Origin of the sequence: Microbacterium sp., assembly GCF_029263575.1 — a bacterium.
Taxonomy (GTDB): domain Bacteria; phylum Actinomycetota; class Actinomycetes; order Actinomycetales; family Microbacteriaceae; genus Microbacterium.
On record NZ_JAJUFV010000002.1, the window covers coordinates 1 to 18,219 of the forward strand.

At 64.2% G+C, this 18,219-nt stretch carries 15 protein-coding genes; 9 read left to right on the forward strand and 6 right to left on the reverse strand.

Going from position 1 to position 18,219, the window contains the following annotated elements; genetic code table 11:
* The 6 genes from Q1J95_RS00270 to pgl form a co-directional block, all read left to right on the forward strand.
* A partial coding sequence (locus tag Q1J95_RS00270; RefSeq protein WP_300264839.1) for a transketolase C-terminal domain-containing protein occupies window positions 1-437 on the forward strand: 437 nt, incomplete at its 5' end.
* The gene (gene tal / locus Q1J95_RS00275) at window positions 434-1,546 is read left to right on the forward strand and encodes a transaldolase (protein WP_300264842.1); all 1,113 of its coding nucleotides are present in this window, start codon (window positions 434-436) and stop codon (window positions 1,544-1,546) included. The genes Q1J95_RS00270 and tal, both read left to right, overlap by 4 nt.
* Window positions 1,543-3,150 carry a glucose-6-phosphate isomerase gene (locus tag Q1J95_RS00280; protein ID WP_300264845.1) on the forward strand — a complete coding sequence of 536 codons (1,608 nt, stop codon included), beginning with the start codon at window positions 1,543-1,545 and terminating at the stop codon, window positions 3,148-3,150. The genes tal and Q1J95_RS00280 overlap by 4 nt, the downstream gene beginning before the upstream one ends.
* Before the next feature lie 47 nt (window positions 3,151-3,197).
* On the forward strand, window positions 3,198-4,745 hold the full coding sequence (gene zwf / locus Q1J95_RS00285) for a glucose-6-phosphate dehydrogenase (protein ID WP_300264848.1): 1,548 nt from the start codon (window positions 3,198-3,200) through the stop codon (window positions 4,743-4,745).
* A complete protein-coding gene (locus Q1J95_RS00290) occupies window positions 4,742-5,677 on the forward strand; it encodes a glucose-6-phosphate dehydrogenase assembly protein OpcA (RefSeq protein ID WP_300264851.1) in 936 nt (311 codons plus the stop codon). Before zwf ends, Q1J95_RS00290 begins: the two co-directional genes overlap by 4 nt.
* A 5-nt stretch (window positions 5,678-5,682) precedes the next feature.
* Complete coding sequence (gene pgl / locus Q1J95_RS00295; RefSeq protein ID WP_300264854.1) at window positions 5,683-6,462, forward strand: 6-phosphogluconolactonase; 780 nt, start codon at window positions 5,683-5,685, stop codon at window positions 6,460-6,462.
* Here pgl and Q1J95_RS00300 read toward each other — a convergent pair.
* The gene (locus tag Q1J95_RS00300) at window positions 6,443-7,489 is read right to left on the reverse strand and encodes a DMT family transporter (protein WP_300264856.1); all 1,047 of its coding nucleotides are present in this window, start codon (window positions 7,487-7,489) and stop codon (window positions 6,443-6,445) included. The genes pgl and Q1J95_RS00300 overlap by 20 nt on opposite strands.
* Window positions 7,490-7,556: 67 nt before the next feature.
* Between Q1J95_RS00300 and def the strand changes: the two genes are divergently transcribed.
* The 3 genes from def to Q1J95_RS00315 all read left to right on the forward strand — a co-directional run bounded on the left by def (window position 7,557) and on the right by Q1J95_RS00315 (window position 9,273).
* A complete protein-coding gene (gene def / locus Q1J95_RS00305) occupies window positions 7,557-8,123 on the forward strand; it encodes a peptide deformylase (protein WP_300264860.1) in 567 nt (188 codons plus the stop codon).
* Window positions 8,124-8,211: 88 nt separating this feature from the next.
* Window positions 8,212-8,601 carry a hypothetical protein gene (locus tag Q1J95_RS00310; protein ID WP_300264863.1) on the forward strand — a complete coding sequence of 130 codons (390 nt, stop codon included), beginning with the start codon at window positions 8,212-8,214 and terminating at the stop codon, window positions 8,599-8,601.
* Window positions 8,602-8,655: 54 nt separating this feature from the next.
* On the forward strand, window positions 8,656-9,273 hold the full coding sequence (locus Q1J95_RS00315) for a PadR family transcriptional regulator (protein WP_300264866.1): 618 nt from the start codon (window positions 8,656-8,658) through the stop codon (window positions 9,271-9,273).
* Here the strand turns inward: Q1J95_RS00315 and Q1J95_RS00320 are convergent.
* From Q1J95_RS00320 to Q1J95_RS00340, 5 genes are all read right to left on the reverse strand, one after another.
* The gene (locus Q1J95_RS00320; RefSeq protein ID WP_300264868.1) at window positions 9,213-9,926 is read right to left on the reverse strand and encodes a 4'-phosphopantetheinyl transferase superfamily protein; all 714 of its coding nucleotides are present in this window, start codon (window positions 9,924-9,926) and stop codon (window positions 9,213-9,215) included. The two genes, Q1J95_RS00315 and Q1J95_RS00320, sit on opposite strands and share 61 nt — an antisense overlap.
* On the reverse strand, window positions 9,899-10,615 hold the full coding sequence (locus tag Q1J95_RS00325) for an alpha/beta fold hydrolase (protein ID WP_300264871.1): 717 nt from the start codon (window positions 10,613-10,615) through the stop codon (window positions 9,899-9,901). The genes Q1J95_RS00320 and Q1J95_RS00325 overlap by 28 nt, the downstream gene beginning before the upstream one ends.
* 67 nt (window positions 10,616-10,682) lie before the next feature.
* Window positions 10,683-11,414 (reverse strand): ABC transporter permease, encoded by a 732-nt coding sequence (locus Q1J95_RS00330; RefSeq protein WP_300264874.1) that lies wholly within the window; start codon window positions 11,412-11,414, stop codon window positions 10,683-10,685.
* Window positions 11,404-12,339, reverse strand: a complete 936-nt coding sequence (locus tag Q1J95_RS00335; protein ID WP_300264877.1) for an ABC transporter ATP-binding protein — start codon at window positions 12,337-12,339, stop codon at window positions 11,404-11,406. The genes Q1J95_RS00330 and Q1J95_RS00335 overlap by 11 nt, the downstream gene beginning before the upstream one ends.
* 59 nt (window positions 12,340-12,398) lie before the next feature.
* Window positions 12,399-18,218 carry a type I polyketide synthase gene (locus tag Q1J95_RS00340; protein WP_300264880.1) on the reverse strand — a complete coding sequence of 1,940 codons (5,820 nt, stop codon included), beginning with the start codon at window positions 18,216-18,218 and terminating at the stop codon, window positions 12,399-12,401.
* Window position 18,219: the final 1 nt, after the last annotated feature.

Sequence of the window (18,219 nt, forward strand, 5' to 3'; positions counted from 1 at the left end):
CGGCTTCCGGCGACACGCTCGCCTCGGCCGACAACGCGACCAAGGGCGCTTACGTGCTCGCGGAGGCCCCGGGTGGAACCACCGACGTGATCCTGATCGCGACCGGCTCCGAGGTGCAGCTCGCCGTCGCAGCACGTGAGACGCTCGCCGCTGAAGGCATCGGTGCCCGGGTCGTCTCGGCGCCGTCGCTCGAATGGTTCGACGAACAGGATGCCGCGTACCGCGAGTCCGTGCTGCCAGCCGCTGTCACCGCCCGTGTCTCAGTTGAGGCCGGGTCCGCGCTGAGCTGGCGCGGAATCGTGGGTGACAAGGGCCGCTCGGTCGCGATCGATCACTTCGGCGCCTCTGCCGATTACAAGACCCTCTTCCAGAAGTTCGGCATCACCGCCGAAGCCGTCGTCGAGGCGGCCCGCGAGACCATCAAGGAGAACGCATGACCACCCCCACCGCAGCCCTCGCCGCAGCCGGCGTCAGCATCTGGCTCGATGACCTCTCCCGTACGCGTATCGACTCCGGCAACCTCGCCGCGCTGATCGAGACGCGCAATGTCGTCGGTGTCACGACCAACCCGACGATCTTCGCCGGCGCGATCACCGACGCGAACGACACCTCCTACGACGCGCAGGTCAGCGAGTTGGCTGCCTCAGGTGCCACCGCCGAAGAGGCCGTCTTCGCTGCGACGACGCAGGATGTCGCCGCAGCGCTCGACGTCTTCCGTCCGGTGTGGGAGTCGTCCGGTCACGTCGACGGTCGTGTATCGATCGAGGTCTCCCCCGATCTCGCCCACGACACCGAGGGAACCGTGGCGCAGGCCAAGCAGCTGTGGGATAAAATCAACCGCCCGAACCTGCTCGTGAAGATCCCCGCGACCAAGGCCGGGCTTCCCGCGATCACGAAGGCCATCGCCGCGGGCATCAGCGTCAACGTCACGCTGATCTTCAGCCTGGAGCGCTACGCGGACGTCATCGACGCCTACCTGACCGGGCTTGAGAAGGCGAAGGCCGCCGGCATCGATCTGTCGACCATCCATTCGGTCGCCTCGTTCTTCGTGTCGCGCGTCGACACCGAGACCGACAAGCGTCTGACCGAGATCGGAACCGATGAGGCACTCGCGCTGAAAAGCAAGGCCGGGCTCGCCAACGCACGCCTGGCATACGAGCTCTTCGAGAAGACCTTCGCGGACGCCCGCGCCACGGCTCTGCTGGATGCTGGCGCCAATCTGCAGCGCCCGCTGTGGGCCTCTACCGGTGTCAAGGACCCGGCTCTGCCCGACACGCTCTACGTCACCGAACTCGTGGCGCAGGGCGTCGTCAACACGATGCCCGAGAAGACTCTCGAGGCGACGTTCGATCACGCTGTCGTCACCGGTGACACAGTCACCAGCGGCTACGAGCAGGCTCGCGCCGTGTTCGCAGGGCTGGCCGAGGTCGGCGTCGATTTCGATGACGTCACGCAGGTACTCGAAGACGAAGGTGTGAAGAAGTTCATCGACTCCTGGCACGACTTGCTGACGCAGGTTGCCGAAGAGCTGGACTCGCAGCGATGACATTTGCCATCCATGCCACCGGCGCGGCGCGGGTCGCGATCGACGAGGTGGTCCCGGCGCTCGTCGGTGACCTCATCGCATCGCGCATCACGGCTTTCGACTCGACCCTGTGGGGTGCTGAGGCTGAGGCCGAGGCATCCGCTCGTCTGGGATGGGTCGAAGCCGTCGCGCTCTCGCGCCCGCTGGTCGCCGATATCATCGCCCTGCGCGATGAATTGCGCGCCAGCGGGGTGACGCGTGTCGCACTGGCTGGCATGGGTGGGTCATCGCTCGCTCCCGAGGTCATCAGCAGAACCGCGGGCGTTCCGCTCACGATCCTCGATTCGACGGCCCCGGGGCAGGTCCTGGCTGCGCTCGATCAGGCGCTCGCCGAGACCGTGCTGGTCGTGTCGTCGAAGTCGGGATCGACCGTTGAGACGGACTCGCACCGGCGCACGTTCGCAGCCGCCTTCCGCGACCTGGGCATCGATCCGACCGAACGCATCGTCGTCGTCACCGATCCCGGGTCTCCGCTTGACACCACCGCGCGCGCCGAAGGCTACCGGGTCTTCAACGCCGACCCGAACGTCGGCGGTCGATACTCGGCACTGACCGCTTTCGGCCTGGTTCCCACCGGGCTCGCGGGCGTCGACATCGATGAGCTGCTCGACGAGGCCGAAGCCATGCTCCTTCCGGTCGCGGTCGACCAGGCGGATAATCCCGCGCTGCGTCTCGCCGCCGCGATCTCATGCACGAATCCGCGCCGAGACAAGCTGGGTCTGGTCACCGACGGCACGCACATCGTCGGATTGCCCGATTGGATCGAGCAGCTCGTCGCCGAGTCAACGGGCAAGAACGGCACCGGCATCCTCCCGGTCGTGCTGCTGCCCGTATCGCCGGAAGTCGAAAACGTTCCCGACGATTTGCAGATCGTCCGCCTCGTGGACGACGCCAATGAGTTTCACATGCGTGAACGTCACCAGGGAGAGATCCTCATCAGCGGCTCGCTGGGCGCGAACTTCCTCGTGTGGGAGTATGCGACGGCCATTGCCGGCTATCTGCTCGTCATCGATCCGTTCAACCAACCCGATGTCGAATCGGCCAAGGCCGCCACGCGCGGCCTGTTGGATGAGCGCCCCGAGCAGGCTGCTCCCGCTTTCGTCCAGAACGGCATCGAAGTGCGCGCCTCGGATGCGGCCCTGACCGCCTCAGGCGACATCGAAGCCGTCATGGATGCCCTCTGGGCACGATTGAGCGACGACGGCTACGTCGCGATCCAGGCTTACGTCAACCGGCTCGAGCTGTCACAGCTGGCCGGCCTCCGAGAGCTGGTCGCGGCCGACTCCGGCAGGCCGACCACGTTCGGCTGGGGCCCGCGTTTCCTGCACTCGACCGGTCAGTATCACAAGGGTGGTCCGGCACAGGGCGTCTTCCTGCAGATCCTGGAACGCACCGACGTCGACCTCGAGATCCCCGATCGTCCCTTCACATATGGCCAGCTCATCGAGGCTCAGGCCGCCGGCGACGCGAAAGTCCTCGCCGATCTGGGTCTGCCGGTGGTGACGCTGACGATCACGGACGATTCCGCTGACGTCCTCGCGCTGTTCGAAGCCGCCCAGAAGTAGTCCGCAACAATCCACACGCAAGACATCAGTAGGAGAATGCCCCGCCGATGACCGTTCCCGTTTCACGCGGCCACAATCCGCTTCGCGATCCCGACGATCGTCGCCTGAGCCGCATCGCCGGTCCCAGCGCCCTGGTGATCTTCGGTGTCACCGGCGATCTGTCGCGCAAAAAACTCATGCCCGCGGTCTACGACCTGGCCAATCGTGGCCTGCTCCCCCCGGGATTCGCTCTCGTCGGCTTCGCGCGACGCGATTGGGAAGATCAGGATTTCGCCGACGTCGTCTACGACGCGGTCAAGAAGCACGCGCGCACCGAGTTCCGTGAAGAGACCTGGCAGCAGCTGCTGCAGGGCATCCGCTTCGTCTCCGGTGAGTTCGACAATCCGGCTTCTTTCCAGAAGCTCCGCGAGACGGTCGAGAAACTCGACGTCGAACGCGGCACGATGGGCAACCATGCCTACTATCTCTCGATTCCGCCGAAGTCCTTCCCGCTGGTGGCCAAGCAGCTGAAGGAGTCCGGCCTCGTCGGCGACGAGCGCGGCCGAGACCAGTGGCGTCGTGTCGTCATCGAGAAGCCATTCGGCAACGATCTCGAATCAGCCCGTGCGCTCAACGAAGCGCTGGAGGTGGCGTTCCCGGCCGACTCGATCTTCCGCATCGATCATTATCTGGGCAAAGAGACCGTCCAGAACATCATGGCGCTGCGCTTCGCGAACGAGCTCTACGAGCCGATCTGGAACCGCAACTATGTGGACCACGTGCAGATCACGATGGCCGAGGACATCGGCGTCGGCGGGCGCGCCGGCTACTATGACGGCATCGGCGCGGCGCGCGACGTCATCCAGAATCACTTGCTGCAGCTCATGGCTCTGACGGCCATGGAAGAGCCCATCAGCCTCTCGGCCGAGCACCTGCGCGCTGAGAAGGAGAAGGTGCTGGCCGCTGTCACCCTGCCCGATGATCTGTCGCTCGCCACCGCCCGCGGGCAGTACGCCGGCGGCTGGCAGGGTGGCGAGAAGGTCGACGGCTTCCTCAGCGAAGACGGCATGAACCCCGAGTCGACCACCGAGACCTTCGCCGCTATCAAGCTCGAGATCGCCACCCGACGCTGGGCCGGCGTGCCCTTCTATCTGCGCAGCGGCAAGCGTCTGGGCCGCCGCGTCACCGAGATTGCCGTGGTGTTCAACCGGGCTCCTGAGCACCTGTTCGGCCGCGGAAACGCGGCGGAGCTCGGACAGAACGCTCTCGTGATCCGCGTTCAGCCCGACGAGGGCGTCACGATCCGATTCGGGTCGAAGGTTCCCGGTGCCGGCACGAACGTGCGCGATGTCACGATGGACTTCGGCTACGGACACGCCTTCACCGAGGCGAGCCCCGAGGCCTACGAGCGCCTGATCCTCGACGTGCTACTGGGCGACCCGCCGCTGTTCCCGCGGCACGAAGAGGTCGAGTTGAGCTGGAAGATCCTCGACCCCGTCGAGAGGTACTGGGAAGCCGAGGGCGGTCCGCTCGAGCAATACGCCTCTGGATCCTGGGGGCCGGCATCGGCTGATGAACTGCTTGCCCGCGACGGACGAGTCTGGAGACGACCATGATCATCGACCTTCCCGACACCACCACCAGTCAGGTCGCCAAGCAGCTCGTCACGGTACGCGAAGACGGCGGTGCTGTCGCGCTCGGCCGTGTGCTCACCCTCATCATCTCGGCACGCAATGGCGTAGCAGAGGCGGCTATCGACGCCGCCAACGACGCCTCACGCGAGCACCCGATGCGGGTCATCGTGCTCACCACAGGCGAGGGCGAATCCCGCCTCGATGCGCAGATCCGTGTCGGCGGCGACGCCGGAGCGAGCGAGGTCGTCGTGCTGCATGCCTACGGCGATGCGGCCAGCAACGAGGAGAGCCTGGTCACGGGGCTCCTGCTGCCCGATGCCCCCGTCGTGGCGTGGTGGCCTGAGGACGCGCCAGACAACCCTGCGCAGTCGCCGCTCGGGCGCATCGCCCAGCGTCGCATCACAGATGCCGCCACCGCTTCCGATGTCCGCGAACAGCTCGCGGTTCTCGGTTCGAGCCATGCGCCAGGCGACACCGATCTGGCGTGGACGCGTCTGACGCACTGGCGCGAGCAGTTGGCCGCCGTACTCGACCAGCCGCCGTACGAGACGGTGACAGCCGTTGAGGTTCTCGGCGCCGCGGCGTCGCCGTCGACGGCGTTGCTGGCCGCGTGGCTGCAACTATCGTTGGATGTTCCCGTGCAGTGGCACTTCGAAGATCCGTCGCACTGGGAGGTCGGCATCAAATCGGTGCGGCTGACACGCGCCAGCGGCGATATCCTCCTGGAGCGCCCCGAGAGCAGCGTCGCGGTACTCACGCAGCCGGGTCAGCCCGATCACGAGCTTCATCTGCCGCGCCGCACGCTGCGCGAGTGCCTGGCTGAAGAATTGCGCCGGCTCGATCCTGATGTGCTGTACGGTCGGGTCATCACCGAGGGCTGGGAGAAATTGGGCCCGCCCGAGACAGGAGCGTGAACGGCATGACTGCAACGCCGGCAGAGAAGACGGTCGTCGTCGAGTCCACACCCGCGGCGCTGGCTGAACGGGTCGCGGATCGGTTTCTGACCCGGGTGCGCGCGCGCACGAAGAACGGCCGTATCGCGCACATCGCGCTGACGGGTGGTTCCATGGGCGGCGCCGTGCTTCGGGCTGTGGCCGCCCACCCGAACGTGGGAGTGATCGACTGGTCGCTGGTGCACTTCTGGTGGGGTGATGAGCGCTTCGTCGCGCACGACGACGCTGATCGCAACGCCGTGCAGTCTCGGGACGCGCTGCTGGATCACATCGATGTCCCGGCCGAGAACGTGCACGAGATCGCCGCTTCCGACAGCGGGCTCACCCTTGATGAGGCCGCGGAAGCGTATGCGCAGGAGCTCGCGCGGTTCGCTGACGACGGGCAGGCCTGGCCGTCTTTCGCGGTGTGCTTTCTCGGCGTCGGGCCCGATGGGCATATCGCGTCGCTGTTTCCGGATCGCGCAGAGGTGACCGAGACGGATGCCGTGGCTCTGCCGGTGCGCGACTCCCCCAAGCCTCCGCCCGAGCGCGTCACGCTCACACGCCCTGTCATCAACGCGTCGAAGCGGGTGTGGCTGGTGTTGACCGGCGCAGATAAGGCGTCGGCGCTGGGCCTGGCTCTGGCCGGCGCGAGCTATACGAATGTGCCGGCGGCGGGTGCGAAGGGACGCAAGCGCACGATCTTCTTCGTCGACGAGGCCGCCGCCTCTGAGGTCTCAGAAGACCTCATCGATCCGAGCTACTGAACCCGTCTGTCTCCGGTCGGTCGGTCGGCTCGCTCGGGGTGGTGGACGACGACCATCCCGGGGTGGAAGCCGCCCCGCCGCTGCCGCGGGTGATACCGAGCTCCTGGCTCTCGCTGAGCACCTGCGGGTGGTAGCGGGCGAGTCCGACGACGCCCCACACCGCGGCCGCACCCGCAACGCCGAAGACGACGAGTGCCCACGGCGGCGCGGCGGCGGCTTCGCCGAGCACCAGCATGCCGATCAGCACGGCGATGAGCGGGTCGACGACCGTGAGTCCGGCGATCACCAGGTCGGGCGGGCCCGAGCTGTAAGCGGTCTGCACGAAGTACGCTCCCGCCGCGGCAGCGGCGAGAAGCGCGATCACGCACACCACGGTGATCCAGTCGAACTCCTGAGCCTTCACGCGCTCGATGACCGCCTTGGCCATGGTCGCCACGAATCCGTAGAGGATCCCGGCGCCGACGACGTAGAACAGCGCCCGCATCCGGTGGCGCAGAATGAGCCAGCATCCGCCCAAGAGAATAATGACCACGAGCAGGATTGCGAGAATGACGAAAAGCTGACGATCAGAGATCGCGTGCTCGGTGGCAAACAGGGCGGCGACCAACACGAAGATGAAGATGCCACCGACGCACGCGGCTATCGAGGTCAGCGACCGCCTGGTGGGTGTATGACCGGAAATACGCGCGTTCAGGAGCGTTGTCATCACCAGAGCGATCGCTCCGAGCGGCTGTACGACGATCAGCGGGGCGATCGAGAGGGCCGCGAGCTGACAGACAATCGCCAACCCGAGCATGACGGTGCCGATGATCCAGGAGGGCCTGGTCAACAGACCCTTCAGCTGCGCGCCGGTGAGTCCGGTCGTGCCGGCTGAACCGCTCAGGCGCTCGACCTTGTCGACGCCGCGGTGCTGATACTGCGCGCCCAGCGACATGAAGACGGCACCCGCGAGGGCCAGCGGAATACCCAGCAACAGAGCGGGGTTCTGGAAAGCGCCCACGAGTTGGTCGACATCCACCTCTGCCATCCACACACCTGCGCTCGCGCTCACACTAGAACAATACCGGGCCGTTGCCCCGCAGTAGGCTTGTGGCGTGGCTGTTCTCCCAATTCGCGTCCTCGGCGATCCTGTTCTGCACTCCCCCGCATCCGCTGTCGACGAGATCACTCCCGACATACGCGCGCTCGTGGCCGACATGTACGAGACCATGGATGCCGCGCCCGGTGTCGGCCTCGCCGCGCCCCAGGTGGGCGTGGCGCTGCGCATCTACGCCTATTCCTACGTCGACGACGACGAGCAGCCGTGGCGCGGGGAGATCATCAACCCGGTGCTGTGGATGTCGCCGCCCGAACCGGGCTCACCCGACCCTGATGACGAGTCCGAAGGATGCCTGTCGTTCCCCGGTGAGCGCTTCGCGCTACGCCGGGCCGATCACGTGCTGGTGACGGGGATCGATCTTGAGGGCGCAGACGTTCGCATCGAGGTCTCCGACTGGCGCGCGCGCATCATGCAGCACGAGTTCGACCACCTCGACGGCATCCTGTACGTCGACCGCCTGTCGGATGGCGATGCGAAGGTCGTGCAGAAGATCGTCCGCAAGCGCGGCTGGGGAAAACCAGGCGTGAGCTGGATGCCGGGGGTCGACAACCTGGAGGGTTGACTCAAATATTGCGCATCGATATATCGCGGTACTATATTGATAGTGCCCGCCAGGGTTGTGACCACGTCCAACAGCGATCCTCACGGAAGTGCCCACTCAGATGCAGCAAACAGCCACCATCATTGCCCTAACCACCCTCACCGTCCTCGCTGCGGTGCAGATCCTGGCCGCGTGCGGCCTCCCCGTTGGCAGGCTCCTGTGGGGCGGTGCGAAACGCGTCCTCCCCGTCGGCATGCGGTGGGCGAGCGTCGGCGCTGTCGTGCTCTACGGTGTCTTCGCGTACATCCTGCTGGTTCAGGGCGCCGACCTCCCGTTGAACGGCTCCGGCTTGATCATGGTGCTGTCGTGGGTACTCTTTGGGTACCTCGTGCTCGCGACCTTCGGCAATCTGCGCTCACGGAGCAGGGCCGAGCGATATGTCATGGCACCCGCATCGGCCATCCTTGCCATCGCGACGCTCATCATCACGCTGACCTAGGCTGAGCCACGCACACGAGTGGCAGAAGCCGTGTCCCTCCGATAAGTTCGGACAATGCGCTACATGATCCTCGGGCTGCTTCTCGGCGGACCGCTTTCGCTATATGACCTGCACAAGAGGTTCACCGCCGGAATGGCGCAGTTCTACAGCGGCAGCATCGGTGGCATCCGACGGGCTCTGACGCAACTCGTCGTCGCAGGCTGGGCGACGGTAGAAGACGCAGAGGACGGGCGGCGCGGAAAGCGCGAATACACCATCACGCCCGAGGGAAAGCAGGCATGGCGTGAATGGATGCAGGCACCACTTCCGCCCTCGTCTGACAGCGAGACGATGATCCTGGCCAAGGTGTTCCTGTTGGGATGGCTGCCGGAGGATGAGCGCGTTGTCACGATCCAGGCGCTTCATGATCGAGTATCAGAAGATGCGAAAGATATCGACGCTCTGCTGCAATCGGTCGACTCGAACGATATCGCCGCAGACGAGCGCGACGTCTTCGACTTCCAGAGAGCGACGCTCGAATACGGTGCTCATGCGCATCGGCTCCTCGGCGACTGGCTGGCGGCACTGGAAACGCCCGGCAGCGTAGGTGCCGCCGCGGCTCGGGCCTCAGTTCAACAGAATTCGAGCAGCTCCGCAGCAGTTGCCGACTCGATGCAGACCGCGTCGCGCTGATTATGGCAGAGGGCGAGTACATACTGCCCCCAGTCACGCACGTGCATCGACGGTGACGAGTCGCCAGCGCCGTCGATGACAGCGAGCTGTTCACCGTGCACCACGCTGAAGTCGCGTAACGGCAAGCCCAGCCCGACGCCGAGGTATTTGATGTAGCTCTCTTTGAGCGTCCACACCCGTGTGAAGCGCCGTGCACGCTCGACAATGTCACCGCCTTCGACATAGTCACGCTCATCGGGCGAGAATATCTTCCTCAGATCAAGTCCTGGCCACATGACAGCCTCGACGTCGACGCCGAGGTTCTGTGCCGATACCGCACATACGACGCGGTCACCCGCATGCGAGACGTTGAAGTGAAGCGCCGCACCGGGCAAGAACGGCTTGCCATGTTCGCCAGCCGATAGCCGGTGCTCTCCGGCGGGATCTTCGCCCGAGCGTGCCAGGGCGCGTCGGATCAGCGCACCCGCGACATGACTGCGCCGGCGATCATCAGCAAAGCGATACCTCGCGGCTCGTTCCCGGCGCGCTGGAGCTATCGCTCCCGCGATTTGACGTTCGACGTCGTCTGTCAGCTTCGCGAGGTCGAATGTGAAAACGGTCACGTTCGCCAGACCGATAGCCGTGGTCACACGGTCTGTGGCCGGCGCTGCCATGCGAGGTTGATCCGAGACTCGATAAGTGCAGCGATCGTCTGACGATGTTCGTCGATGAAGAAGTGACCGCCGTCGAATTCATGCACTTCCACGGGCCCTTCCGCGTACCAGGGCCATTGCTCGATCTGCACTTTGTCAGAGCGCCCTTCCAAGAGCACGAGTGGACAACGCAGCCGCTCAAACTCGGTGTCCTGGTACGTCGACAACAGCCTCAGATCCGCCCGGATTGCCGGGGCGAACCATTTCATGAAGTCTGGATCGGCCAGGCTTGCTTCGCTGATGCCCCCGTAACTGCGCAGGACGTCCTTCATCGACTCGTCGGTGGCCAGGTCATCCGCCCGGGTGAATCTGCTCACGCTCGGCGATGACGCTCCGGAACTGAAGAAGACCAAGGGTGGGCCGAAACGCTCCTGTGCGATCTTCGCGACCTCATAGCCGACGACACTGCCCATGCTGTGGCCCCAGATGACGTACGGGCGCGAGAACACCGGTCTCAGCTCCTCGACCAGGTCAGCGGCGAGCTCTCGCACGCTCCCCGGCATCGGCACGGCGAGCTTCTGCTCGCGCTGCGGGTATTGTGCGACCGTCAGCTCGACGCTCGTTGTGAACGCCGCACGCCACCGTCCGTAGTACAACCGGCCCGCACCAGCGTGCGGGAAGCACACCATCGGAACTTTTTGCTCATGCATGTCGATCCTTTCGCGCTCCAGGGGCGGCGGTGATGTCAGCACCGCAGCCCCTGGCGTGCTGATTCTGTTAGGCCCGCTCAAGGAACCGCGCGGCTCCGAAGAAGCCGATCAGCGCCCAGACGCCGAGAATGATGTAGCTGATCGGATCTGCACTGAACACGGACTGCGCCAGCGCCGCACGCATGACCTCAGCCATGTGGTACAGCGGCAGCCCCATGTGCACGACCTGCAGCCACTCCGGCAGCCGATCGATCGGAAAGTTGATCGGGGTGAACATAAGAGCCGTGAACGCGATGACCTGAGAGAGCGCCATCGAGAGCTCGGCGGGCATGACGAACGAGTACCCGTATCCGATACCGAAGCACGAGGCCACGACGAGAATGAACACCGGAACGATCGTCCACGAGATGTCATATCCCGGGTTGAAGACCAGGTTGGCGATGAGGATCGAGATTGCGATCGCCGGAACCGTGATCGCAGCCCAGATGGTCACGTCTGCGATCAGGAAGGACCTTCGGCTCGACGGCAGCGCCTTGATGAAGTCGATGTAACCCGACATCTTCGCGCCGGCGTTCTGCATGGGCACTGTCACCAGCGCCGTCATGACCAGCACGATCGTCGGCGCACCGGTAGCAAGATAGAGCAGCTGAGTGCCGTCTTGCGCTGGCATCAAGAACGAGAAGCCAATCACGACGCCGAGTGCGATGATCACCATGATGATCGCGAACACGACAAGATAGCTACCCTGTTTACGCAGCTGGAGCTCGAAGATCGTGCCCAGTTGATTCTTAGCGGCCACTGGTGGCTCCTTCCTTGCTCGACAGGACGTCGATGTAGATGTCTTCCAGCGTGACTTCGGTGAGCGCATAGTCGCCGATTCGCCGCTGGGCTGATTCCTCAGTAGCCCAGGCCAGTGCCTCAGCCGATCGCTCGCGGGTAAAGGTGACGGCGAGCTCCTGCTCGCGTACCGTCGCCTCCTCTGCCCAGGCGAGCAGAGGTGCGTCGAAGGCACTGTCGATGACGGGGGCGATCAGCTTCATGCGCCCCTGTCCTTCGACGGCCTTGATCGTGCTCGCGTCTCCCTGCAGGAGCACGCGTCCCTCGTCGAGGATCGCGATCTTATCGACCACGCCCTCTGCTTCACGGATGCTGTGCGTCACCAGCAGAACGGCTGTGCCGTCGTCGGTGAGCTCTCTGATGGCAGACCACAGCAGGCGACGGCGTACCGGGTCGACGTCGTTCGTCGGCTCATCCAGAATGACCGCGCGTCCGGGGCGAATCGCAGCCATGCAGAATCCGGTAAGACGCAGGACGCCGCCGGAGAGCTTGTTGCCCTCGACGTCCGCCCACTCGCGGATGTTGAGAGCATCCAGCAGCGCGTCGGTTCGTTCGGTTACCTCGGCGTCACTGGCGCCGCGCAGCTTTCCCATGATGCCCATGGCAGCACGCGGTGTGAGCTCGCCGAGCGGCGTCTTCGACTGCGGCTGAACCGAGCACAGATACCGGCCACGATTGCGGTTCTTGACGATGTCCTCACCGGCGATTCGGATCTCGCCCGAATCAGGCTTCAAGAGCCCGAGAAGCTGGTTGACAAGAGTCGTCTTGCCCGCGCCGTTGTGGCCGAAAAGGCCGTAAACCTCTCCTTCTTCAACAGAGAAGCTCACGTCCTGGTTGGCGACGCGTGTCTTTCCTCTGCTCTTGTATGACTTGGTTACGTTTTCCACATTTATCAATGTCATTGATTCTTCCCTGATGTGTGTCGGGCAGTTGGTTGGTCGATCGGTTACGGTGCGTGGATGTCTTCGCGCAGCGCCTCCACCTCCTCGAGGAGGATGCCGTGCAATTCATCGGACGGAACATCCCAGCGGGTAAGAAAGAGCAAATCGAGGCGCGTTCCCGTGGTCTTCGCGACGCAGTAGAAATCGGCGTAGTCGAGCTTGTCCTGCTCGGTCGACAACTGATCGAGGGTCATGTCCCAGATCTCGTCGTACTCGGCTTCGAGGTTTCCGGCGTAATTGAGCATGCAGGTCTGCGAGTTCCCCTTGGGCTTGACCGACTTGGTCGCAGTGAAGACCTTGCCGAACTTCATCATGAGCCGAAGACTCGAGAACAGGTTCAAGAAGTGAATGTTGTGCCTGTCCATCAGGCGGAACTTCTCTTGCACGATGTCTTGCGCCGAGGCGTGCGAACCGCGCTCGGCCGGAACGACAACGGGAACGCTGCCGATCATCATGCCCATCATGTCTGAGTAATCGCGTCCCTCGTACTCACGCGCTCGAAACAGTACGTCCAGGGCGACTTCATCAACCTCGAGAGTTCGAGCGACGAGTCGGGAATACAGGTGCACGACCGCGGCGAACGGATCGATTCCCGAACCGTCCTCGTCACCGCCGAGGTCGGTGGAGAAGCGCAGCTGGCGCACTTCCGCGGTAAGCCGCGACGCCGACCGCTCCTGAATCTGCTTCGCGCCGCTCGTCCAGCGCTCCAACTCGAAGCGCTCGACGATCTCGTCCGCTGAGATATCGACAGGGCCCTTGGCGAACTGCTGCTGCAGGTGTCGATAGCTCACCGCAGCAGGCATGGCGGCAGTGGTTCCGGCGACGAGCTGTCGATAACGACGGATGAGGTCACTGCGCAGCACCTGCCCTGAGCCTGCGTCGAAGATCGAGTGGTCGAACTGGAACAGGATGTCGTAGCTGCGCTCATGATGCTTGATCAGAACGGCTGTGTACATGGGCCGCCCGAGCACCTTGAAGTCGATCGTCCACTTGCGACGCACGAGCGCACGATGAATCTCTTGTGCTTCCTCGGGCGAGAACCTGGACAGATCGAGCAGCGGAAGAGCGAAGTCTGACGGCGGCTCGTGCTCTCTCCACACCATGCGTCCGCGTGATCGACCAAGAGCCATCCGCATCACGCCATGACGGCCAACCACGTCGCGCATTGCCTGGTTGAGGAGATCGATGCGCACGGGCTCTCGCAAATTGATGAGATACATCTGCAGCGGCGTCTTGCCCTTGAAGTGGTACTTCTGCACACCCGTAAGTGGGTAGCTCCACCGCACGGGCCTGGACGTGACCATTCGGCGCACGTCGTCTTGACGTCGATCGATCTCGTTGAAGACAGCGTCCAGCGAAGCGGCCACTTCGAACGGCTCAGTCTTCACGACAGGAAGGTCCACGCCTTCTACGTCGCCCGTGTCCGTTGTGATCGGCCAGATCAACTCCGGCGTCTGATCGGGGCCGACGCGCAGATCGGCCAATTCCCGCATCACCCGTGCACGCTGCTGTTCGCTCGTTTCACCGGCGAGCAACACAAGCCTGCCGAACTCCCCGTCGTCATCGCGAGTGCGAGCGAACCGGCACACGAAGCCGACGTTGGCGCTCAGTTGCTGTTCGATCGCTGTGAAACCCCCCTCCGACACATCTTGTGACCCGGCTTGCTCGATGAGAAACGCACTCAGTTGCGCAATCGACGGATTGTTATGCACATCGCTGTCGAGCAGTTTGACGCCGCGCCCATCCAGCGCCCGAGTGAAGGTGGTCAAGCGCACCGAGTCGAGGCCGAGATCGAACACATCGGCACGCGGGGGGATGGTTTCGAGCCCCAAGAGGGTGCGCAGCTCTTCGGTCAGTACGCCGGCGATGTTCGCTCGCCCTTCGACGACGGTCTCGGGTTCGGCCGGTCGCGCAGGTGCCACGAAGGGGTCGTCACCCAGATAAGCGACGGGAATGCCCGATTCCGGCATCCGCGCTGCAAGATCGAGCACCGAGGCGGCAGCGCCATCTCCCAACAGCAGCACAACCGGAATATCCGCAGTACGGCGATGAAAGCTATTGAACCATTCGGTCGTCTCGCCGCTCCAACCGTCGACGGAAGCATCCCAGGCAGCTACCACGGTGACACGACGCTGCATCGGCACCGGCGGAGCCTGAAGCTGTGACCGCAGCTCGCGTCCAAGGTCTGGAACACTGCCACCGGTCGTGCGCGGCCCGTCGTCCCACACGACGATCTCTCGATTTCCCGGACGATTGCGGATGCCGTCGACAAGAGCTCGCGCCAATGCATGGACGCCGCGCGCATGCACGGTGTCCCCCACCGTGCACCGCTCGTTAGTCACGCCGATGTCGGCTGTCGGACCCAGCACTGTTGCGTAGGGGACAATGTGAAACCGCCGTAGCGGATGCGTCGGCACGAGCGCGTTCATCGCCGCTGTGACCGCGTGAGCGGGGCACACGATGACGGTCGCGTCACTGACCGGGTCGACGTCCTCAAGCATCACGGGATGCAGCCGCACGATCTGACGACCGTCTGCGCTGTGCCGCACGGCGATCTCCGGCTCTGCGCTGGAGTCAAGTTCTGCGAGCAACGCCGCGCCCAGTCCGCCATCGGCTTGCAATGCGGTGACGGCCACCGCGTGCTGCTCACGGGCAATACCCGCCGCCCACGACGCCGCGATGCTGTCGGCGGTGCCGTCGGGCGCAGCATCGGTCAGCGCCACTATACGTTCGTATGCCGGAGCCTCTTCCTCGTCGAGCAGGCGAAGAAGCGAGCGGGTCGATGCTTGCACGGCCTTGAAGTCACCGCTGGCGACGATCGCGTCGCCGTGCTGACGGTGCGCCGTAAGGTCATCGAACAGGCGGCGGATGTCACCGCTGTGATCGACGCGCACCTGGGCGCCGCCTGCCGGGTCGAATTGGTACGACGCTCCGAAGCGCACCGGGAATGCCCGCCAGTGCGGCACGGCATCGACGGCGGCACGAGCCCGATCATCGTCGCCGAGACAGATAATCACTCGACCGCGCCCCTGCCTGTCCACCACTGGCGCGACCGTTCTCGTCCATTGGAGTTGACCGACCGTCATGTCGAGAGCCGCGCGCTGCGCCGGCCCGACGGCGGCTGATCCGCCCTCAAGCAATGCGGTGAAGCGGTCAACATCGACGGGGTACGGCGTGCGGTCAAAGGCGTAGAGCGGAAGCGCGACGCGCCGCACCGACCTGTCGGCGTGGAAGCGCGCCCAATCTGGCGCGACACCAGCCTCCCACATACGCCCGATTGCGCGTGCCAGGTGATGTGCGTCCGTCACAGTCTCTTTACGGTGTCGCAGCAGGTTGACCGCGGTGCTCTCCCCACCTGCGGCGATGCGCCGGACGAAAGAGCTCAGTACCCGCCCAGGTCCGAGTTCGAGGAAGACCGCGGGGCCATCCGCCAGCACGGTATCAACGTTCGCCTTGAACTTGACGGTGTTTCGCAGGTGGGCCAGGTAGTAGCCGATGCGCTGTGCATCGTCAGCAGTGATCCAGTCGCCGGTCACATTCGAGGTGTAGCGCAGAGTCGGTGCGGACAGCTCGATCCCTTCCAAGCCGCGTGCGAAGTCGTCCAGCACCGCATCCATAGTGCGCGAATGGTTCGCACGTGGTGAGTCGATTCTCGAGTAGGTCAAGCCCTCTTCGCAGCGCTGCTCAAAAGCGGCAATATCCGCCTCAAGGCCGGTGACGGTGATGTCTTCGGCTGAATTCTCAGCTGCGAGCTCGACTCCTGTACCGAGCAGTGGCTCGATGGCGGCAACAGAGGCCTTTACCGACGTCATCGCTCCGGCAGCGGAGCGCGCCATCATCGTTCCGCGCAGGTGCACAAGCCGAACGCCCGACTCATAGCTGAATACACCGGCGAGGCAGGCTGCGGCAAGCTCACCCGCGCTATGCCCGATCATCGCGTCGGGCGAGATCCCCCATGCCATGACCGTGCTCGCGAGTGAGTACTCGGTCAGAAACAGCAGCAGCTGGGTATTGACGATGTCGGTCAGCAGCGCCTCGGCGGCCTCTCCCGTCTCAAAGAATGCCTGGCGCGGCTCCTCGACGCCTAGGCTCGCGCAGTATTCGAACCCTTCGTCCATGTTCGCGCGGAACACTGGTTCACTTTCATAGAGTCCGCGCGCCATTCCGGCGTACTGAGCACCCATTCCGCTGAAAAGGAAGACGATGCGGCGAGTCGGCGCGGCCGTCAGATCGTGTGCATCTCCCCCGGCGGCGACCGCCTCGTCCAGTTGCGCACGCAGATCGTCGAGTGAATCGAACGCGGTCGCAAACCGGTACGGAAGGTTTCGCTGGCGCTGCTGCAGCGTCCATGCGAGGTCTTGTGGACGCACATCAGCACCGGATTCGAGAAAACGAAGGAACGATTCCTGCGTCTGGCGAATCGCGCTCTCGGATGCTGCGCCGAGCACGAACGAGTGCGCGTCACGCGCTTGTGCTGCGTCTGCGACGACGACGGGCGGCTCCTCCAAGATCACGTGCGCGTTCGTCCCCCCGATGCCGAACGAGCTGACGCCTGCGCGTACCGGCGACGAAGCCGTCGAATGAACTGCGAGATCGGTCGTCTCAGTCACGACGTGGAAGGGACTGCCTTCCGCGACGATGTTCGCGTTCCACTCTGTGAAATTCAGGCTACGCGGAGCAGTCCGTTCACTGACGACCTTGCAGGCTTTGATGAAAGATGTCACGCCGGCCGCGGTATCGAGGTGACCGATGCTGGCCTTCGTCGATCCGAGCCCAATCTGCCCCGTGGTCGTCTCACCGAAGGCTCGACGTAGAGCCTCGACTTCGATGGGGTCTCCGAGAGCGGTTCCTGTTCCGTGAGTCTCTAGGTAATGGATCTCTTGGGGAGCAACCTGCGCGACCCGATAGGCGCGACGGATCACCTCGGTCTGTCCTTCGATACTCGGTGCCGTGTAGCCCACCTTGCGGTGACCGTCATTGTTGACTGCCGAGCCTTTGACGACCGCGTAGATTCGGTCTCCGTCGCGCAGGGCAGCTTCAAGTCGCTTGAGGACGACGACGCCTGCGCCATTGCCCTCTACCGTTCCGGCCGCGTCGCGGTCGAAGGGACGGCAGTGGCCGTCGGGCGAGTGAATCATGCCTGGCTGATACATGTAGCCGTTCTCATGCGGCAGCGTGAGCCCGCTGCCGCCTGCGAGGGCGACCTGGCACGCCCCGGTCCACAGATATCTGCACGCCATGTCGATAGCCACGAGCGAGGTCGAGCACGCCGAGTGCAGCGTCATCGCCGGTCCGGTGAGATCCAGCGTGTAGGCGATACGCGTCGCCGCGAAGTCCTTGTCGTTGAGCTGGGTTCCCGCGAAAGTCGATCCCGAGGGGATCACGTACTGCTGCAGCGAATGCGCCTCCCACGCGAGGTTGTTCGTTGCGCCAAGAAACAGTCCAACACCCTTGCCACGGCCCTCGGCGCTGTATCCGGCATCCTCCAGGGCGTGATAGACCTCCTCGTGCAGCGCGCGCACCTGCGGATCGAGCACACGTGCATCCGCCGGAGTGTAATTGAAGAAGCCAGCATCGAATGCGTCGAGTTCAGGAAACACACCGCGGGCGCCGACATAGTCGGCTTGCGAGCGAATCTCCGACGGTACACCGCGATCACGTAGTTCTTCGTCGGTGAAGTGCGTGATCGCGTCGACGCCGTCGATCAGGTTGCCCCAGAACTCGTCCACCGTCCGCGCACCGGGAAAACGACCCGCCATGCCGATGACGGCCACCTCCAGTCCGGTCGTCGGCGAAGTCTCCTGTGCGCGTGCCAGATCGGTCATC